Origin of the sequence: Enterobacter sp. BWH52 (assembly GCF_001037565.1) — a bacterium.
GTDB classification, from domain to species: domain Bacteria; phylum Pseudomonadota; class Gammaproteobacteria; order Enterobacterales; family Enterobacteriaceae; genus Enterobacter; species Enterobacter hormaechei_C.
Genome location: NZ_KQ089854.1, coordinates 2,349,702 through 2,366,925, shown reverse-complemented (window position 1 = coordinate 2,366,925; position 17,224 = coordinate 2,349,702). Strand labels below are relative to the sequence as shown.

Genomic DNA, 17,224 nt, shown 5'->3' with positions numbered 1-17,224 from the left:
GACAGACCCTTTTCAAACACACAGCACCCGCTAACTACGCGAGGTGAGAGTATGTATCGCATGGAAAAAATAACCACTGGTGCTGCTTATGGCGCTTCAGCCGGGAGCATCCTAAACGGCATGCTTAATGCCTACAGCCCCGAGCAGTGGAACGCTATCGGCGTGCTGGTGGGTATCATCATTGCCGTACTGACGTATCTGACAAATCTCTATTTCAAGATCCGCGAAGACAACCGCCGCAGCAGGAGCCGAGATGAACCCAACATTGAGGAATAAGCTGGTGGGTGCCATCGTTGGCGGGTCCGGAGCAATTACCATTGCTGCAGTAATGCTTGGCAATGCAGATGGACTGGAAGGACGGCGCTATTACGCCTATCAGGACGTGGTCGGCGTCTGGACCGTTTGTGATGGGCACACCGGTGCCGACATTCGCCGCGGTCACCGCTACACCGACAAAGAGTGCGACAACCTGCTGAAGGCAGATCTGCGAAAGGTGGCAAATGCCATCGACCCGCTAATAAAGGTCCATGTTCCCGAAACCACTCGTGCCGCACTTTACTCTTTCACCTACAACGTGGGAGCTGGGGCGTTTAGCAGATCGACGCTGCTGAAAAAGTTAAATTCCGGCGACGTTCTGGGTGCATGCAAAGAACTGCAGCGCTGGACGTATGCCGGTGGTAAGCAGTGGAAGGGGCTGATCACCCGACGCGAGATTGAGCGTGAAGTTTGCGAGTGGGGCCAGCAATGAGCCGATTAACCGCAATCATCTGCGCTGTCGTTATCTGCCTGCTGGTTTCGATGGCCTGGGCGATTAACCACTACCGCGACAACGCCATCACATACAAAGACCAGCGCGATAAAGCCACTGAGAATCTCAGCTTGGCTAACGACACCATCAAAGACATGCAGACCCGCCAGCGTGATGTCGCTGCACTGGATGCCAAATACACCGGAGAACTGGCTGATGCGAAAGAAACCATTGAGCGTCTGCATAGCGATGTCATTGCTGGTCGTAAGCGGCTGCAGCTCAACGCAAACTGTCCCACGAACGGAGCGACCGGCTCCGGCGGCCTGGGCGATGCTTCCGGCCCCCGACTTACTGACTCCGCTGAACGGGATTATTTCACCCTCAGAGAGCGAATCGTCACAGTGACGAAGCAGGTCGGCTATCTGCAGGACTACATCAAAGATCAGTGCCTGAAATAAAAATATTTTCGAGTGTTCATGTCTATTTATGGCTATTCAAATGTACTCATGGCTATTAATTGTCTAGCTATATCTGCTTGAAATTTAATGATTTAATCAAGCCTTGCATCCGTGAGGCTTTTTATTTTGCGGTGACACCCCGCACTAAGAACTGCCGACCGAATCGGTAGAGCATGTGCCTGCGATAACTGCCAGATCCTGATTGGCTATCGCATGTTCGATGCAGATGAAACACACCGAACCCTAACCTGTGAAATGAGCCTTTGGAGACGTCAGTTTAATGCTGGCGAGCTTTCGGTGGGCTGGCGTTTCAATTCGGCAAAGGTTCATCTCACATGTAAGGAAAACGCTATGAATAATCCGTCAGTTATTCCGGCCTTCGACTTCCGCGAAATGGTGCAAGCCAAAAACGGAGAGGTCGTTACCACATCCAGAAAAGTTGCTACGTACTTTGGAAAGCGACACGGTGATGTGCTCAGGAAAATCGAGCAGGTTAAGGCCGATTGCTCAAGTGAGTTTAGCCAACGCAATTTTGCGTCGGCTGATTATATCGATGAGCAAGGTAAGATTCGCCCGATGTATAGCCTGACGAAAGATGGCTGGATCATGGTTGTGATGGGATTCACCGGGAAAGCTGCTGCGGCTATCAAAGAAAGCTACATTTCAGCGTTCAACTGGATGTCAGAGCAACTTAGCCGCCGTCTTGTCATGGGTGAAGCAATGCAGCACCGCTACGCCATCAAAGAAACGCGCTCAAAGCTGAAGGGAACGATCGGCAGCCGGTTGATGAACGAACGGAAGAAGGAAAAACGCACGCTAAAGCTTGAGCATGAGCACATCATGCAGGTGACGCAGCCTGAGTTGCTGATTAGCTAAGCCGGCCATTACAAAGCTCATCTGAGGGTGGGCTTGATAATGGTTTATTGGGATAAATCCTAAGTGTATTCTATGGCTTCCACTAATGAAAAGGAGGTCCGTATGTCAATATTAATTCCGCTTTTTAAACCTATCCATACTACTGATAATGCCGGAAGAAAAGTTCTAATCCAGGCTATTAACACCTCTTCAACTGACTGCATTCATGGCGTCATCATCGGCCAAAACGGAAGTGAAAACCCCACCAATTGGGACTTAAATGGCACTGCGAGAGATAGGCCAAGTGATTGCAATATTGATTTAAGAAAAGAAGAGTTAATGTATCTGAAAGAGACGGCTTTAAAGATGCTTCCGGATGAAATTAAGAAGTTCATCTAGTCGATAGAAACCGCCTTCGGGCGGTTTTTTGTTGTCATCACCATGGGGCTGCTCATCGTAATGGCAATATCCCCACAAGCGGATAAAGAGGCTCTCAATGTCCGACATCTACATCATCAAACTGACTACGAACGACGCGGCGAGTACACGGGCAAGATGTCACGGCGTCAGCCTGAGCTGGTTAATGGATTTGTGCCGCTGGCACGGAAACGGGCGAGTGGCTTTACTTCGCTCCTGGCGACGTGAAGCGCGTGAAGTTCACGCCATTGGAAGAGAGTATCGAAGAAAAGGGCGAATGATCGCCCTAATTGTTAACCGCGAGCCTCTCGACCTTCTTCATCTTCAGGTACTCGGTATCGCCAGTATTTATCTGGCTTAACCCAAACGACATTTTCTCCACTATCGACTCGGAATTTATTGATCAACTTTGTTGATAGCGCTTGGTTGCCATCCGCATTTTCTTTCAGGTGTTGCTCATTACCACTCTTTATCAGGTAATCGACAACATCTTGCTGATAGAGGCATCCGTCGGTTGTTAATGTGGACAACATCCAAGCTGTAACATCGGGAATATTTAAAATAGACGCGTTTGGGTTTACGGCTTTGGGTTTGTGTTTGTCAAAGACTCTTCGGTAAAACGTCCTTTTTCAAGTTTTTTTCCTGCAAACCATTGGCAAGTGTAATCACCAGTAAAGGCGCCTCCAAATTTGTGTATTTCATATACTGACATCTCTGGACCGCCTGATTTCAAATACACAGAATCACCAAGTTTAAAAAGCGCTTTTCTTTCAGTAGAAGAGTTACTCATAACTGATTTCCATATTAAAGAGAACATATGGCACTCACCGACAAACAAGAAATGTTCTGTCGCGAGTACCTCATCGATTTAAACGCCACGCAAGCGGCTATTCGGGCGGGGTACAGCGCAAAAACAGCCAACCGTACTGCGTCCGAAAACCTATCAAAACCTGACATCCAGTCCAGAATTGCCGAACTTAAAGCGCAACGCAATGATCTGGTTGGCATAAATGCGATATACGTCCTAAATCGTCTCGTTGAGATAGACCAAAAACGTGGCAGGCGAACTGCCAGAAGGGGAAGTCAATTTGAAGTAGTAAAGCGGTTGGGCCGCCGCCGAAAGGCAGTGCAGCAGTCATGATGCTGCCCCGAGTCGCGTAATAGCGAGCAGGTATAGCATACCGATGTGAGGGTAAATAAGGGAACATGCTCCGGTAAAGCAGCACGAAGGCCATACGCGTACTGGTTATAAGCGGCGATGAAGCGACAGCAATTCAAGGGCATGAGCGTAGCCACTGCGAGAGTGTGGCATGCATTACAGCAGGCATTCACTGAGTGCCTGTGATAATGCACAATAACTTCTCGTCATATGGAGGGGTTATGGAAGAGAAAGAGCAGTGGTTTTTTTCATGGAATGCTTACGATGCAACCACATGGGAACACTTACCGGCGTATTCGTATGGTGAAGTCTACAGTTGCGATGGTGGACAATCCTCAGGTGAAATATTCGAGTCCTTAATGGCTGAAAAACAGAGGCTGCGAGAAAACCTCTGGATACAGTGCGTAGCATTCAACAAAGTTTAACCGCCTCAGGGCGGTTTTTTATTGGAGTAAGCAATGGCAAAACCGGACTGGGGCGAGCTTCAGCAACGGTTCCTGTCCGAACATGCCGCAACCGGCGTATCACCAAAAGAATGGTGTGAAGCGCAGGGACTGAACTACGCTACCGCACGTCGATATATCAAAAAACCTTCTGCGCAAACTGCGCAAAAACCTGCGCAGAAAAAAATGCGCACTGCGCAGAAAGATAAAAGCGCAAATGAGCTGGTGGATGATAATGAACTTACTGCTCAGCAGCGCTTATTTGTCGCGGAGTATCTGAAGGACAATAACGCCACCGCCGCCGCTGCACGTGCTGGTTATAGTGACCCAAATTATGGTCGTCAGCTCATAACGAATCCTAACGTTGCGCAGGCTATTGCGCAGCAGCAAAAGGCCTCCCTTGCGCGCACTCTCGGAAGTGCCGATAAAGTCCTCGCTCAGATGTGGCAGCTCGCCACTTTCGATGCAAATCAAATCTCACAGTATCGCCGCGGTGCGTGTCGCTACTGCTGGGGCTTCGGTCACCACTACCAGTGGCGCGATGCTGTTGAGTTCGAAGAAGAAAAAGCGAAGGTTGAAGGTAAAGAGGGCGCGAAGCAGCCAGAAGACACTGGCGGTTACGGCTACGACCACAATAGGGAGCCTAACCCAGAATGCCCGCGCTGCAATGGTGACGGCATTGGGCAGCCTTACTTCCCTGACACTCGCAAACTCCCGGCAGCTTCTCGGCTCGCTTACTCCGGCGTGAAGGTCGGCAAAAACGGCGTCGAAATTACAGCAATCAGCCGCGAGCGGATGTTCGAAGCGGTAATGAAGCGCCTGGGCCTGGCCGATAGCGAGTTCGCCCAGCGCCTGCAGCAGATTGAAATCGAACGCCGGCAGCTGGAGGTCGAGAAACTCCGTAAAGAGCTGGCCGGTGAGGGTGAGGACGATGAACCAACCCCAGTGCAGATCAATATCAACGTAGTGGATGCGAGGGCAGACGATGGGGATCAGCCCGACAGTTAACATTCCTCAGGCGCGCTTCCTCGCGATGCAGCACAAATTCAAAGCCTACGTTGCCGGGTTCGGTTCCGGTAAGACATGGGTGGGGTGTGGCGGGATCTGCAAAGGGATGTGGGAACACCCGAAGATTAACCAGGGTTATTTCGCGCCGACGTACCCGCAGATCCGTGACATCTTCTACCCGACGATTGAAGAGGTAGCATTTGACTGGGGTTTAAGCGTCAAAATTAACGAGGGGAACAAAGAGGTTCACTTCTACGAGGGGCGACGGTACCGCGGGACCACAATCTGCCGCTCTATGGAGAAGCCCGGCTCGATAGTTGGTTTCAAAATCGGTAATGCGATGGTGGATGAGCTGGACGTCATGGCGGCTGCCAAAGCGCAGCAGGCATGGCGAAAAATAATCGCCCGAATGCGTTACAAGGTTGATGGGCTGCGTAATGGCATTGATGTCACGACCACGCCGGAAGGGTTCAAATTCGTCTACCAGCAGTTCGTGAAGGCGGTACGTGAAAAGCCAGAACTGTCGGCCCTGTACGGTCTGATTCAGGCCAGCACGTTCGACAATGCGAAGAACCTGCCCGCGGATTACATCCCGTCGCTGCTGAGCTCTTACCCTGACGAACTGATTCAGGCATATCTGCGCGGGAAGTTCACCAACCTTAACAGCGGGACCATTTACCACACGTTCAACCGTAAGCTGAATAACTGTTCTGACGAGATTCAGGACGGGGATCCGCTGTTTATCGGCATGGACTTCAACGTGGGGAAAATGGCCGCGATTGTACACGTTAAGCGAAACGGCCTGCCGCGCGCTGTTCGTGAACTGGTGAAGGTCTACGACACGCCGGCGATGATTAAGCGCATACAGGAAGAGTTCTGGCGCTACGAGGATGGTCGCTACGTTAAAAGCCGGGAGATTTACATCTATCCGGATGCCTCTGGCGACTCACGCAAATCGCAGAACGCCAGCAAGACAGATATTGCTCAGCTCAACGATGCCGGATTCAGCGTCATTGTTGATGATGCCAACCCGCCGGTTAAAGACCGCATCAACTCGATGAACGCCATGTTCTGCAACGCCAACGGCGAGCGCCGCTATCTGGTTAATGTTCAGAGCTGCCCAGTTTACACCGAGAGCCTCGAGCAGCAAATCTGGGCGGCCAATGGCGAACCGGATAAATCAGCGGATAACGATCACCCCAATGATGCTGGTGGGTACTTCATTGTGAAGGATTACCCGATCGTGAAACCGGCATACTCAATCACCATGGACACCACTTTCTGATATGGCAAACGACGACATCACCTGGGTTCGACCAGAACACCGGGCGGCTTCTGCTGCCTGGCGGAAATACAGGGACTTCTGCAAAGGAGTTGAGGCCGTAAAAGCGGCGGGTTATAAGTATCTGCCTTATCTCGACCCAACCGATAAATCCACGCGCAACCGTAAGCGCAATGAGGACTATCTTAGCCGCGCGGTGTTCTATGCCATTGCCGGTAATACAAAAATCGGCATGCTTGGAATGGCGTATCGAAAGGATCCCACTTTCAACGGACCGGAGAAGCTCAAATACCTGTTAGACAATGCTGACGGGGCCGGTACCAGCATCTACCAGCAGTCGCAGCTGGTAGCTGAGAACGTGCTGGAGGTTGCGCGAGAGGGCATTTACGTCGATTACGCTGGAGAGTCCGACGAAGCAATCATCCTCCGCTATCCGGCAGAGAACATTATCAACTGGCGAACAAAGCGTATTAACGGACGCGATCAGCTGGTGCTGGTGGTCCTGCGCGAATGCGTAGAAGAGCCGGATGGTTACGCTTATAAGGATGAAATCCAATACCGCGAACTGGCGCTGGAAGAAGGGCGGTTCATCTGCCGGGTATGGCGCCGGGCTGGTGGCACAGCAAGCGGAACCTACACCGTTGACAGTGAGTACCACCCTAAGCCGAAAGGAAAGGACTACTGGGACGAAATCCCTTTCACCTTTGTCGGTGCTCAGAACAACGATCCCACTATCGATGATTCACCGCTGGCTGCGCTGGTGGAGATAAACCACGGTCATTATCGTAACAGTGCTGACTATGAGGACAGCGTGTGGTTCTGTGGCCAGGTGCAGCCGTACATGACTGGGCTCGATACCGGCTGGCGCGATCACCTCGAGAAGAAGGGCGTTAAAATTGGTTCCCGATCACCGCTTTTACTTCCCAGAGAGGGCTCGTTTGGCTATGCCCAGGCGCAGCCGAACATGCTGGCTAAAGAGGCCATGGACAGCAAGCGCGATTACATGGTGCAGCTGGGCGCCCGACTGATTGAGCAGAACGCCACGGCGAAGACGGCAACCCAGGCGAGTGGTGAGCAGACATCATCAACATCCGTGCTCGGTATCTGCGTTTCAAACGTTTCTGAGGCCTATACGCTGGCGCTGGGATGGTGTGCGAAATACCTCGGCATTAAGGGGGAATCGACGAGCTACACCATCAATCAGGAATTCATCGCGAAGGTTGCTGAGTCGGGCATGGTGACGGCAATCGTCAACGCTTGGCAGTCCGGTGCGCTGCGCGACAGCGATATGATTCGCGCACTGCAGAAGCTTGACCTTATCGACCCGGCAGACAGCCCGGACGAAGTGATTGATGCACTTCGCAACCAAGCCCCCACATTGACCGGTGGCTGATATGGCAACAGTAAACGAAAGCTTGCGCGATGAATCAATCGCACATTCCATCTGGTTAAGCCGCTACGCCACCGGCGTGGCAAACCGGATGGTGAAGTTGCTTAACGAGACGGATGCTGACCTGTCGGCACGTCTACTGGATGCGCTGGACAGATTGCCTCCTGAGAGCTTCACCGTTAGCCGTCTGCAGAGTTTACTGGGCAGTGTGCGCGATCTTAACCATCAGGCCGTAGCCACCATGCAGGCAGGGCTCGAGAGTGAGCTGATGGCGCTGGCAAAGAACGAAACCAGTTATCAGCTGAGCCTGTTCGATTCCCTTCTGCCTTCACAGGTCCTGTCTCACTATCCGCTGCAGGGCATCACCGCCGATATGGTGTATGCCGCGGCTATGGCGCAACCCTTTCAGGGGCGGCTGCTGAGTGAGTGGGCGGATAATCTGGAGTCGGACAGGCTGGCGCGGATCGTTAACGCCGTACGTCGGGGGTATCTTGCCGGCGACACGGTAGAGACTATCGCACGCAATGTTCGCGGACACGCCAACAAAGACTACCGCGACGGCGCGCTGCAGATGAGCAGGGCAAACGCTGCCAGCATCGCTAAAACAGCCGTGAATCATCTGGCTGCCACAGCACGCAACAGCTTCGCCAGTGCCAACAGCGATATCGTGAAAGGCAAACAGTGGCTGTCTACGCTGGACAATAAAACCAGCCACGACTGCATTATTCGTGACCTGCTGCGCTACACCCTGGATAACAAACCGGTCGGGCATAAGGTGCCTTACCTGCAGGGCCCCGGGAAAATTCATTTTTGCTGTCGTTCTACCGAAACCCTGATCCTCAAGTCGTGGCGCGAACTCGGCATCGATATCGACGAGATGGACGAGGGGACTCGTGCCAGCATGGATGGACAGGTACCGGGGAAAACCTCGTATCTGGAATGGCTCGCACGCCAGTCGGCACAACGCCAGGATCAGGTTCTGGGTGCCGAGCGTGGGCGTCTGTTCCGCGCGGGGGAAATAGACCTGGCTGATATGTTTACAGACAAAGGCGAATGGATCAGCCTGGAACGTCTGAAGCAGCTCTCAGGCGCAGACAACTAACAATCACATCTTACTCCACGCCCTGGCATCCGCCGGGGCTTTTTTATGGGCGAGGCCCGGCAAAATCCCGAGGGGAAATTATGTTAATTCGAAACATGCTTCTGAAATATTTCGCACCTGAAAGCGGCGGTGAGGGCGGCGGTGGCGGTGGTATCGAAATCACTCCTGAAATCCAGAAGCTGATTGATGAGCGCGTGACCAGCGAAGTCACTGGCCTCAAAACGAAAAATAGCGAACTGCTGGGCACCATTAAACAGCAGAAAGAAAACCTATCCCGATTTGAAGGTATCGATCCAGACGCTGTGCGCGGCATCTTGCAGCGCTTCTCCGACGACGAAGAGGCGAAGCTTATCGCCGCCGGGAAAATTGATGAGGTGCTCGATAAGCGCACCGAGCGCATGCGTGCTGATGTCGATAAGCAGATTAAAGCCGCAAATGAACGCGCGGACAAAGCTGAAGCGTTCTCCAACAAATTCCGGGACCGCGTCCTGGGTGATGCAATCCGAGCTGCAGCTGCGAAGACAGGCGCGCTGCCGGAAGCATCCGACGATCTGATCCTACGTGCCAAAGGCACATTCCAGCTCAACGACGAAGGCGAGGCCGTAGCAGTTGATGCAAATGGCGATGTTCTGTTCGGTAAAGACGGCAAAACACCACTGAGTCCACTCGAATGGGCGGAGTCTCTTAAGGAGACGGCTCCGCATCTGTTCCCACGTGCAGAGGGCACCGGCGCGGGCGGACACAAACCAAACGGCGGTGGCAGCCTGAAACGTTCCGAAATGAGCGCCAGCGATAAAGCGGACTACATCCGCAAACACGGCCAGCAGGCCTTCCTCAAACTTCCGAAATAAGGGATTAACCCATGTCTACCACTGTTAATAGTGACCTGATTATTTATGACGATCTGGCGCAGACCGCTTTCCTCGAGCGCCGCCAGGACAACTTGGCTATTTTCAACGCGTCCTCCAACGGCGCGATCCTGCTGGATAACGAGCTGATTGAAGGCGATTTTCGTAAGCGTGCTTTCTACAAAGTTGGTGGTTCCATTGAATCGCGCAATGTGAACTCTGTCGATAAAGTCACAGGTAAAAAAATCGGTGCCGGTGAAGCGGTATCCGTTAAGGCACCTTGGAAATACGGTCCGTATGAAACCACGGAAGAAGCTTTTAAGCGCCGCGGCCGCTCCGTTGATGAGTTCTCTGAAGTAATCGGCGTTGATGTCGCAGATGCCACGCTGGAAGGCTACGTGAAATACGGCCTGAAAGCACTTACGGCTGCCATCGGCGCAAACGCGGATATGGTGGTCACCGCCGATATCGAAACAGACGGCAAGAAGACCCTGACGCGCGGCCTGCGTAAATACGGCGACAAGTTCAACCGTGTGGTGCTCTTCGTGATGCACTCTGCCACTTACTTCGACATTGTTGATGAGGCGATTGCCAACAAAATCTACGAAGAGGCGGGCGTGGTGGTTTACGGCGGGCAGCCAGGCACCCTGGGTAAACCTGTGCTGGTGACCGACACCATGGACGCTGATGCGATCCTTGGGCTGGTATCTGGAGCGGTTACCGTCACCGAGTCTCAGGCGCCGGGCTTCCGTTCCTACGATATCAACGATCAGGAAAACCTTGCGGTTGGCTATCGTGCTGAAGGCGTGGTGAACGTTGATCTGCTGGGCTACAGCTGGGATACCGCCAAAGGTGATAACCCTGACCTGACCGCCATCGGCACTGCGGGCAACTGGAAGAAACACTTCACCAGCAACAAATCTACGGCAGGCGTGCTGATTAAGCTGGAATCCGCTGTGGGGGAGTAACGCTGTCAGCGGATAAAACCTCCGCAACTGCTGACAGCACAGACGCGGTAACTGTTTCTCTTAAGTACACGCTGAATGGCTCCGGTGTATCCGGTAAAACCGTCGCGTGGTCGTCCACAGGTGGCACGCTTAACACGGCCAGTTCTCAAACCGGCTCTGCTGGTGGTGCAACGGTGAAACTCACATCAGACGTTGCTGGCACCTTCACGGTAACCGGCACGGTTGAAGGAGTGGCGAAAACCACGGATGAGATCACCTTCATTGCGCCTGCCGGAGAATAACGAGTGGGGCGAAAGCCCCATAAACAGGATGATTCGATGGTCAATACCGATATCACCTCTCCTGATGCTAACAGCTACGCCAGTGAAGAGGATCTTGCCTCATTTGCGGAAATACGCGGCATTGAACTGCCTGACAAGCTCACACCTTTGTTGATTAAGGCCGCGGATTACCTGGAAGGTCTGGACTGGGTTGGCTCAAAAGCTGACCCGCGACAGGCTCTGGCCTGGCCACGCGTGAATGTCGTTCTTGATGAACATGATTTCCCGCCGGATGAAGTTCCACGGCAGGTAATAACCGCGCAGTGCATGCTGGCGGTAGAGGCAATCGACGGCGATTTACTCTCCAGCGTGCGCGAAGCCGCTGTGAAAACTGAACGTGTGGAAGGTGCTGTCACCATGACCTATGCGGTCGCAGATGGTGAAGTCTTCACGCCGTCCTATCCTGCCGTTATGGCGCTGCTGGGCGACCTCGCTGGTGGTCGTGGTTACGCCATCAATGCATTTGCTGAGAGGGCCTGATATGGCGATTGATTACCAACGTATGCAGGCCAGAACGACTCGCATGCTCAGGCAGAACGGCGCGACGTACAACGTCACCCGTAAAGGATCGGTAACGGTTATCGGCGGCGTTGAGCATAAAACTGAAGAGGTCCGTTTTACTGCTGTGGGCGTGAAGACCGAATACGCGCCAGGCGAAATTGATGGGACGGTCATCGTTAACGGCGACGTGCAGATTGTTTTTACGTCAGAGCAGGAAATTAAAATCGGCGATGTGGTTGATATTGATGGCAAAGCGTACCGTGTTGTCAAACCGAACCCGGTAAAACCTGCCGTGCTGGTGCTCTGCTACAAAGCGCAACTGAGGGCTTAGCATGGGCGAGAACGCGGCTTTCCTGGCTAAAATCACGGCTTTCGTTAACAAGGCGAAAACGAATCAGGAAGCAGTGGTACGCGCGGTCGGAATCAAAATTCTTAACCAGCTGGTGGTGATGTCCCCAGTGGGCAACCCGGAGTTGTGGGAAGTTAACCAGACAGCCGTTTCCTATAATCGCGCTGTTTACGACCACAACGAGGCGCAGCGCGCCAATCCCGACAACCTGACTAAAACCGGGCGACTGAAGAAAAAAGCCCAGGTGGTGGATGGGATGGATATCAAAGCACCGCCGGGGTATACGGGCGGACGCTTTCGCGGTAACTGGCAGGTGTCCTTTGATGCGCCAACGACTGACGAGACAGGCCGGGTTGATAAGACAGGTGATCTGACAAAAGCGGCCGGGAACTACACGCTGTCGCTCTTCAAAGTCGGGATGAAGGCCATTTATTTCTGCAACAACGTGCCCTATGCCTACCCGCTTGAAATGGGGCATTCCACACAGGCTCCGGGCGGCATGGTCCGCATAACTGCAGCTGAGTTTCAACGCTTCTTTGAGGAAGCTGTCAGGGAGGTGACTAAGTGATTCCTGATATTGCATCTGCACTGGCCGCCAGATTGGGTGCCTGGGCCGATGCCGAGGGCATTTCGATTGCATGGGAGAACGTGCCGTTCACACCTCCTGCTAACGAGATGTACCTGGCCGTTCACGATATGCCCGTTACGCCGCGAACAATCGATCTCGGCTTGCGCTGCCGGACTTATTCTGGCGTGTACCAGATTAATGTCGTGGCGCCAGCCGGGTCCGGCCGTACCTCAGTCGTTGCCCTGGCGGGCAGGGTAGCGGAGTTGTTCCCCGAGGGGCTGGAAATTGCAGGCAAAGATTTTACCTGCTGGATTAACAGCGCGCCTGGCATATTCCGCGGCGTCCCTACACCTGTGTCCTACTCCGTTCCTGTCAGCCTGAATTATCGGGCAGACATTACCAACTGATTCCCTCTGTGATGTCCCACAACTGACCGGCCTTGAGCCGGTTTTCCCGTTTCTAAAGGAGTAACCATTATGGGCTTTGCATTGCCTAACGGCGCTCATGTCTATCTGGCATCGGGCTACGGCCCGGCCATTACTTTCACCGGCGCGACGAATGCTGAGCACGCGGTGATCACAGTTAGCGCCGCAGACGATATAGCGGTCGGCGATATCGTTCACGTGAACTGCAACTGGTCGGGTATTGATAACGTTATCGCGAAAATCGATGCGATTGCGGAGAATGCTGTCACTCTTCGCAACATCAATACCACCAACAAAAACAAATACGCGGCGGGCGGCGGTTCCGGTTCGATCCGCAAGGTGCTTGAATGGACCGAGTTGCCGCAAATCACTGAGCTTTCTAAATCCGGTGGCGATCAGAACACAACGCAGATTCAGTTCCTCAGCGATGACCGCCAGCGCAACCTGAATACCTATAAATCTGCTGTCTCTCAGACCTACTCGATTGCACATGACTCCGCGCTCCCGGTTTATCCACTACTGCGCGAATTGGATGAAGATGAAGAGACAGTTGCAGCGTACATGTACGTGCCAAAGGCGAAGGAAAATCGGTACTGGGCGGCCACGGTATCCTTTGATGACACGCCGACCACAGCGGTTAACGAGGTAGAGACAGTGAGCGTGGTGCTGAACCTGCAGTCACCGGCGATGACGTTCTATAAGTTGACCGACGCTGCCGCCTGACCCGTCAAAACTTTCATTATTCTTTGCCTCCCTTTGCGGAGGCATTTTTTTCGTAAGAGGTATCAATGGCTACCAAATTCACCCTCCAGCCCAAACCAACTTTTAAGGCCAACGTCTCGATCCCGCGCGCTGGCGATGAGGATGGTGTACTGACCTTCACTTTCAATCATAAGCCACTTAAAAAGCTGGCTGATCTGGAAAAACTGGAAGGCAAAACTGCCACTGATTTTCTGATGGAAATTATTTCTGGCTGGGCCCTCCCCGATGCATTCAACGCGGAAAATCTGTCGGTGCTGCTGGAAAACTATCCGGCTGCAATGAAGGCTATCCCTGAAACCTATTATCGCGAACTGATGGGGCAGCGCGAAAAAAACTGATAGCGGTTGCCTCTGCATTCTATACGCCTGAACCCACAGCGGCAGACCTGGCACCCTATGGGCTTACGCCGGATGACTACGACGATCAATACATCGACGTCTGGCCAGATGTATGGCCTTCATTCCTGGTGTTTCAGGCTGTCAGCACGCAGTGGCGCACGGGCATGGGAGGCGCATCAGGGCTTGATTACAACGTGCTGCCCTGGGTGATGCGCCTGCACCACGTCGAGGACGAGGCAACCGCGCTTTCGGACATCCGAATCATGGAGAGCGCCGCACTAAAAGTTATGCATAAAGAGAGGGCGGAATGAGTAACGACATCGCCACGATTTCCCTGCGCGTAAATACCAGTGAGCTGGAGCGTGGTAACCAGGCACTGGATCGCTTCCAGGAGACCGCGTCCGCCGCTGCAGGTAAAGCGGATGACCTGAACAGTACGTTCCGCACCGGCATCGATAACCAGAAGAAGAACAGCGAAAGCCTGAAGCAGCAGCGTCAGGAACTGCAGAACCTGCTGAATAAAATTAGTCCGGTAAACAAGGCGCTGGATGAGCTGGACACTATCCAGGAGAGCCTGGCGAAATTTCGCGGTAAAGGGCTGGTGGGAGACGAGGACTTTACTCGTTACAACAGCGTGCTTGAGACGACGCGGGCAAAACTGGCACAGGTAATGGAGTCTGAGACCGCAGAGGGGCGGGTTCGCATTGAACAGGCTCAGGCAGCGCAGCGGGCAGCTGCAGCGGGCAAAACCTTTATCGATTCGCTGGAGGAGCAGGTCGCAGCAATCGGGAAAACACGCGCTGAACTGTTAGAGCTAAAAGCTGCCCAACTCGGCGTATCCGATCGTGCTGCCCCAATGATCGCAAAGCTGAAAGAGCAGGAAGAAGCATGGAAGTCTGGGGCTATCAGCGCGGGCCAATATCGCAATGCTATGCGTTATCTCCCGATGCAAATGACCGACATTGTGACCTCACTGGCTTCCGGTATGCCGGTTTATATGGTTGCTATTCAGCAGGGCGGTCAGCTACGTGACTCGTTTGGCGGTGTAGGCAATGCGCTGAAAGCGATGTTGTCGATGGTGACTCCTGCCCGAGTGGCCATTGGTGGCCTGGCTGGCGCTGTACTGATTGCGGCCAAAGCGGGATCGGACTACTTCACCGCCTACGACGAAATCAACAAGGCCATTATCAGGACTGGAAACATTGCCGGCACGTCAGCGCTCCAGATTATGGCTTCCTCTCAGTCTATTGCTGCCTCTACTGGCGCTACTGTAGGAACCGTTCAGAGTTTGATGACTGAGCTGGTTGGCATGGGATCGCTGACACAGCAGCAACTTGAAAAAGCAGCGGGCTCCACGGCGCTGGCGGTTCAGACCGGTATAGTCTCTGCGCAGGACATCACCAAAGCCTATAAGGACATCGAAAAAGACCCTGTTAAAGCGCTGCAAAGTCTTAACGAACAATATAATTTCCTGACAGTTTCACAACTTAAGCATGTTGACGATCTGATAAAGCAAAAGGACCAGACCGCGGCCGTTACGCACGCTATGGACCTGTTTGGCGATACGATGGCAAAACGCGGAGAGCAGGCTTACGACTCGCTGACGCCGTTTGGCCGCCTGTGGCTGGATATCAAGGGCTGGGCGTCTGAGGCCATGCAGAGTATCGGTCAGTGGGTAGCTGAGCTGGCATCAAATACTCTGAAGGAATTCAACGCAATTTATTACAGCGTTGCGATCGTTTTCCAGAAGCTGAACCAGATCATTTCTTCCTCTATCGCTGCCGCGATTAACCTCGTTCCCGACTGGGCGAAAACAGATACTTTGCAGGGATGGCAGGACTACAACGAACAAATGGCCGGCGCTTATGGCGACAGCGTTTCTCAGCTGAAAAAAGACTGGGATGCGGCTGATATCAGTGCAGGTAAATACCTCGATACGACCAGAAAGATAAGTACCGCAACCACCCAGAAGGATCGGGAAGGAGTCGCTGCTTTTGGCAAAAAGACCAAAACCGGAAAGCAGGGCACTTTATCAGCTGGCGATCGCAGCACGGATGCTGCCCAGGCCGAGTTACTGGCGCTTCAGGCACAATTACGCGCGCTGCAGCAGCATAAAGGGCTGAACGACACTATCAGCCAGCAGCGCAAAGATCTGTGGACAACTGAAGCGAAATTTCAGGTGCTGGAGGAGGCCTCGCGTTCACGTTCACTGACAAAGCAGGAACAATCCCTGCTGGCCAGTAAAGACCAGGTGCTTCAGTTGGCACGGCAGAAAGCCCTGTTAGGTGATCAGATTACCGCACAGGAACAGCTGAACAAGCGCATGGATACCTCGCAGAAATACGTCACTCAGATGGCAGAGAAGCAGGCTGCATTAGTGAACGGTGCCGGGATGAGTGACCGTCAGGCACAACGTGAACTCGCGACAAGTCAGCTTGCCGCTGGCTGGAAGAATGCTGGAGGTTCGCTTGACGACGAGGGCTATCAGAAGCAGCTTAAAGCGGCGAATGATTACTATGATGCAGAGGACAGGTTGCGTGGCGACTGGCTGACCGGCGCGAAAAAGGGCTGGGCTGAATTTGAGGACAGCGCGACCGATGTTTACTCGCAGGTGCAGACGATTACCAGCAATGCGTTTACCGGGATGGCCAGCACCCTTACTGATTTCTTCACCACAGGTAAATCTAACTTCTCAGATTTTATGACTACCTTCCTGAAGGGCATCGCCCAGATGCTGACGCAACTGGCTCTGGTTAATGGAATGAAGTCAGCCTTTGGTGGAACGGGTATCGGTGCCTTCTTTGGTTTCTCTGGTGGAGGTCTGGTGCCGAGATTCGATAGCGGTGGCTACACCGGTGATGGTGGTAAGTACCAACCGAAAGGCGTAGTTCACGGTGGTGAGTTTGTTTTTACGAAGGAAGCTACCAGTGCGCTGGGTGTCGGTAATCTTTATGCGCTTATGCGTGGAGCTCAGGGGTATGCAAACGGCGGGTATGTTGGCACCGCGCCCATGTATGGATTGCAATCCGCTGGCGCTGGCAATGTTACTGTTCAAACGTCTGTTGTTGTGCAGAACCAGAACTCTCAGCAACAGAGTTCCGGCAATGACGATGCTGTTTCTCGAGCTTACAAGCAGACCATCGATCAGTCTGTTCGTGCCGGGATAGCTAAACAGCTCCTACCTGGTGGTTTGATCTGGAATGCAACGAAATCACGTTAGAAGGTAAAACGACGATCCAATGAATCAATGCGCGTAAAACCGCGTAAATCCGCTAGGTTGTTC

The 17,224-nt window shown here is 53.2% G+C and carries 23 protein-coding genes and 2 pseudogenes; 23 read left to right on the top strand and 2 right to left on the bottom strand.

Translation table 11 applies throughout. The features are described from left to right. Positions 1-51: 51 nt before the first annotated feature. From SK47_RS11175 to SK47_RS24305, 6 genes and pseudogenes are all read left to right on the top strand, one after another. Complete coding sequence (locus tag SK47_RS11175) at positions 52-276, top strand: class II holin family protein (RefSeq protein ID WP_013095970.1); 225 nt, start codon at positions 52-54, stop codon at positions 274-276. Next, the gene (locus SK47_RS11170) at positions 254-748 is read left to right on the top strand and encodes a lysozyme (protein ID WP_048244221.1); all 495 of its coding nucleotides are present in this window, start codon (positions 254-256) and stop codon (positions 746-748) included. The genes SK47_RS11175 and SK47_RS11170 overlap by 23 nt, the downstream gene beginning before the upstream one ends. Next, on the top strand, positions 745-1,206 hold the full coding sequence (locus tag SK47_RS23705) for a lysis protein (RefSeq protein ID WP_048244219.1): 462 nt from the start codon (positions 745-747) through the stop codon (positions 1,204-1,206). Before SK47_RS11170 ends, SK47_RS23705 begins: the two co-directional genes overlap by 4 nt. 351 nt (positions 1,207-1,557) lie before the next feature. After that, complete coding sequence (locus SK47_RS11160; RefSeq protein ID WP_048244216.1) at positions 1,558-2,082, top strand: Rha family transcriptional regulator; 525 nt, start codon at positions 1,558-1,560, stop codon at positions 2,080-2,082. Positions 2,083-2,184: 102 nt separating this feature from the next. Then, on the top strand, positions 2,185-2,460 hold the full coding sequence (locus SK47_RS11155; RefSeq protein ID WP_048244214.1) for a hypothetical protein: 276 nt from the start codon (positions 2,185-2,187) through the stop codon (positions 2,458-2,460). Positions 2,461-2,557: 97 nt separating this feature from the next. Further along, a pseudogene (locus SK47_RS24305) lies at positions 2,558-2,759 on the top strand (hypothetical protein). 12 nt (positions 2,760-2,771) lie between these two features. Here SK47_RS24305 and SK47_RS24300 read toward each other — a convergent pair. Together SK47_RS24300 and SK47_RS23175 are read right to left on the bottom strand one after the other, a co-directional pair. Continuing rightward, the gene (locus tag SK47_RS24300; RefSeq protein WP_369799489.1) at positions 2,772-3,008 is read right to left on the bottom strand and encodes a DUF6953 family protein; all 237 of its coding nucleotides are present in this window, start codon (positions 3,006-3,008) and stop codon (positions 2,772-2,774) included. A 47-nt stretch (positions 3,009-3,055) separates the two neighbouring features. Further along, a complete protein-coding gene (locus SK47_RS23175) occupies positions 3,056-3,268 on the bottom strand; it encodes a YodC family protein (protein WP_075262093.1) in 213 nt (70 codons plus the stop codon). 27 nt (positions 3,269-3,295) lie between these two features. Between SK47_RS23175 and SK47_RS11150 the strand changes: the two are divergent. The 17 genes and pseudogenes from SK47_RS11150 to SK47_RS11075 form a co-directional block, all read left to right on the top strand. Continuing rightward, positions 3,296-3,580 (top strand): annotated as a pseudogene (locus SK47_RS11150) (terminase small subunit); the annotation flags it as partial. A 278-nt stretch (positions 3,581-3,858) separates the two neighbouring features. Beyond that, entirely contained in the window at positions 3,859-4,062 is a 204-nt protein-coding gene (locus SK47_RS11145; protein WP_048244212.1) for a hypothetical protein, read from the top strand. Positions 4,063-4,095: 33 nt separating this feature from the next. Next, positions 4,096-5,088: a terminase small subunit gene (locus SK47_RS11140; protein ID WP_048244210.1), complete on the top strand. Its 993-nt coding sequence runs from the start codon at positions 4,096-4,098 to the stop codon at positions 5,086-5,088. Next, positions 5,066-6,373, top strand: a complete 1,308-nt coding sequence (locus SK47_RS11135; protein WP_048244209.1) for a terminase large subunit domain-containing protein — start codon at positions 5,066-5,068, stop codon at positions 6,371-6,373. Before SK47_RS11140 ends, SK47_RS11135 begins: the two co-directional genes overlap by 23 nt. 1 nt (position 6,374) lies before the next feature. Then, positions 6,375-7,763: a DUF4055 domain-containing protein gene (locus SK47_RS11130; protein ID WP_048244207.1), complete on the top strand. Its 1,389-nt coding sequence runs from the start codon at positions 6,375-6,377 to the stop codon at positions 7,761-7,763. A gap of 1 nt (position 7,764) precedes the next feature. Next, positions 7,765-8,862 (top strand): phage minor head protein, encoded by a 1,098-nt coding sequence (locus tag SK47_RS11125; protein WP_048244205.1) that lies wholly within the window; start codon positions 7,765-7,767, stop codon positions 8,860-8,862. A gap of 80 nt (positions 8,863-8,942) precedes the next feature. Next, the gene (locus SK47_RS11120) at positions 8,943-9,713 is read left to right on the top strand and encodes a hypothetical protein (protein WP_048244203.1); all 771 of its coding nucleotides are present in this window, start codon (positions 8,943-8,945) and stop codon (positions 9,711-9,713) included. A gap of 11 nt (positions 9,714-9,724) precedes the next feature. After that, a complete protein-coding gene (locus tag SK47_RS11115; protein ID WP_048244200.1) occupies positions 9,725-10,678 on the top strand; it encodes a major capsid protein in 954 nt (317 codons plus the stop codon). Then, positions 10,660-10,959, top strand: coding sequence for an Ig-like domain-containing protein (locus tag SK47_RS24090; protein ID WP_181007767.1), 300 nt, complete (start codon positions 10,660-10,662; stop codon positions 10,957-10,959). The genes SK47_RS11115 and SK47_RS24090 overlap by 19 nt, the downstream gene beginning before the upstream one ends. A gap of 36 nt (positions 10,960-10,995) precedes the next feature. Beyond that, a complete protein-coding gene (locus SK47_RS11110; protein WP_048244198.1) occupies positions 10,996-11,478 on the top strand; it encodes a DnaT-like ssDNA-binding protein in 483 nt (160 codons plus the stop codon). A gap of 1 nt (position 11,479) precedes the next feature. Continuing rightward, positions 11,480-11,830, top strand: coding sequence for a hypothetical protein (locus SK47_RS11105; RefSeq protein WP_048244196.1), 351 nt, complete (start codon positions 11,480-11,482; stop codon positions 11,828-11,830). Position 11,831: 1 nt separating this feature from the next. Further along, on the top strand, positions 11,832-12,416 hold the full coding sequence (locus tag SK47_RS11100) for a hypothetical protein (RefSeq protein ID WP_048244194.1): 585 nt from the start codon (positions 11,832-11,834) through the stop codon (positions 12,414-12,416). Next, entirely contained in the window at positions 12,413-12,823 is a 411-nt protein-coding gene (locus SK47_RS11095) for a DUF4128 domain-containing protein (protein ID WP_048244192.1), read from the top strand. Before SK47_RS11100 ends, SK47_RS11095 begins: the two co-directional genes overlap by 4 nt. A 69-nt stretch (positions 12,824-12,892) precedes the next feature. Beyond that, complete coding sequence (locus tag SK47_RS11090; protein WP_048244190.1) at positions 12,893-13,564, top strand: phage tail protein; 672 nt, start codon at positions 12,893-12,895, stop codon at positions 13,562-13,564. 65 nt (positions 13,565-13,629) lie between these two features. Continuing rightward, positions 13,630-13,941, top strand: coding sequence for a phage tail assembly chaperone (locus SK47_RS11085; RefSeq protein ID WP_048244188.1), 312 nt, complete (start codon positions 13,630-13,632; stop codon positions 13,939-13,941). Next, positions 13,938-14,252 carry a DUF1799 domain-containing protein gene (locus tag SK47_RS11080; protein WP_032618388.1) on the top strand — a complete coding sequence of 105 codons (315 nt, stop codon included), beginning with the start codon at positions 13,938-13,940 and terminating at the stop codon, positions 14,250-14,252. The genes SK47_RS11085 and SK47_RS11080 overlap by 4 nt, the downstream gene beginning before the upstream one ends. Then, a complete protein-coding gene (locus tag SK47_RS11075; RefSeq protein WP_048244184.1) occupies positions 14,249-17,161 on the top strand; it encodes a phage tail tape measure protein in 2,913 nt (970 codons plus the stop codon). Before SK47_RS11080 ends, SK47_RS11075 begins: the two co-directional genes overlap by 4 nt. Positions 17,162-17,224: the final 63 nt, after the last annotated feature.

Excerpts from the sequence above, each read along its gene's own strand:
- SK47_RS11175 (WP_013095970.1), top strand. The coding sequence starts at position 52 with ATGTATCGCATGGAAAAAATAACCACTGGTGCTGCTTATGGCGCTTCA.
- SK47_RS11170 (WP_048244221.1), top strand. The coding sequence starts at position 254 with ATGAACCCAACATTGAGGAATAAGCTGGTGGGTGCCATCGTTGGCGGG.
- SK47_RS23705 (WP_048244219.1), top strand. The coding sequence starts at position 745 with ATGAGCCGATTAACCGCAATCATCTGCGCTGTCGTTATCTGCCTGCTG.
- SK47_RS11160 (WP_048244216.1), top strand. The coding sequence starts at position 1,558 with ATGAATAATCCGTCAGTTATTCCGGCCTTCGACTTCCGCGAAATGGTG.
- SK47_RS11155 (WP_048244214.1), top strand. The coding sequence starts at position 2,185 with ATGTCAATATTAATTCCGCTTTTTAAACCTATCCATACTACTGATAAT.
- SK47_RS23175 (WP_075262093.1), bottom strand. The coding sequence starts at position 3,268 with ATGAGTAACTCTTCTACTGAAAGAAAAGCGCTTTTTAAACTTGGTGAT.
- SK47_RS11145 (WP_048244212.1), top strand. The coding sequence starts at position 3,859 with ATGGAAGAGAAAGAGCAGTGGTTTTTTTCATGGAATGCTTACGATGCA.
- SK47_RS11140 (WP_048244210.1), top strand. The coding sequence starts at position 4,096 with ATGGCAAAACCGGACTGGGGCGAGCTTCAGCAACGGTTCCTGTCCGAA.
- SK47_RS11135 (WP_048244209.1), top strand. The coding sequence starts at position 5,066 with ATGGGGATCAGCCCGACAGTTAACATTCCTCAGGCGCGCTTCCTCGCG.
- SK47_RS11130 (WP_048244207.1), top strand. The coding sequence starts at position 6,375 with ATGGCAAACGACGACATCACCTGGGTTCGACCAGAACACCGGGCGGCT.
- SK47_RS11125 (WP_048244205.1), top strand. The coding sequence starts at position 7,765 with ATGGCAACAGTAAACGAAAGCTTGCGCGATGAATCAATCGCACATTCC.
- SK47_RS11120 (WP_048244203.1), top strand. The coding sequence starts at position 8,943 with ATGTTAATTCGAAACATGCTTCTGAAATATTTCGCACCTGAAAGCGGC.
- SK47_RS11115 (WP_048244200.1), top strand. The coding sequence starts at position 9,725 with ATGTCTACCACTGTTAATAGTGACCTGATTATTTATGACGATCTGGCG.
- SK47_RS11110 (WP_048244198.1), top strand. The coding sequence starts at position 10,996 with ATGGTCAATACCGATATCACCTCTCCTGATGCTAACAGCTACGCCAGT.
- SK47_RS11105 (WP_048244196.1), top strand. The coding sequence starts at position 11,480 with ATGGCGATTGATTACCAACGTATGCAGGCCAGAACGACTCGCATGCTC.
- SK47_RS11100 (WP_048244194.1), top strand. The coding sequence starts at position 11,832 with ATGGGCGAGAACGCGGCTTTCCTGGCTAAAATCACGGCTTTCGTTAAC.
- SK47_RS11090 (WP_048244190.1), top strand. The coding sequence starts at position 12,893 with ATGGGCTTTGCATTGCCTAACGGCGCTCATGTCTATCTGGCATCGGGC.
- SK47_RS11085 (WP_048244188.1), top strand. The coding sequence starts at position 13,630 with ATGGCTACCAAATTCACCCTCCAGCCCAAACCAACTTTTAAGGCCAAC.
- SK47_RS11075 (WP_048244184.1), top strand. The coding sequence starts at position 14,249 with ATGAGTAACGACATCGCCACGATTTCCCTGCGCGTAAATACCAGTGAG.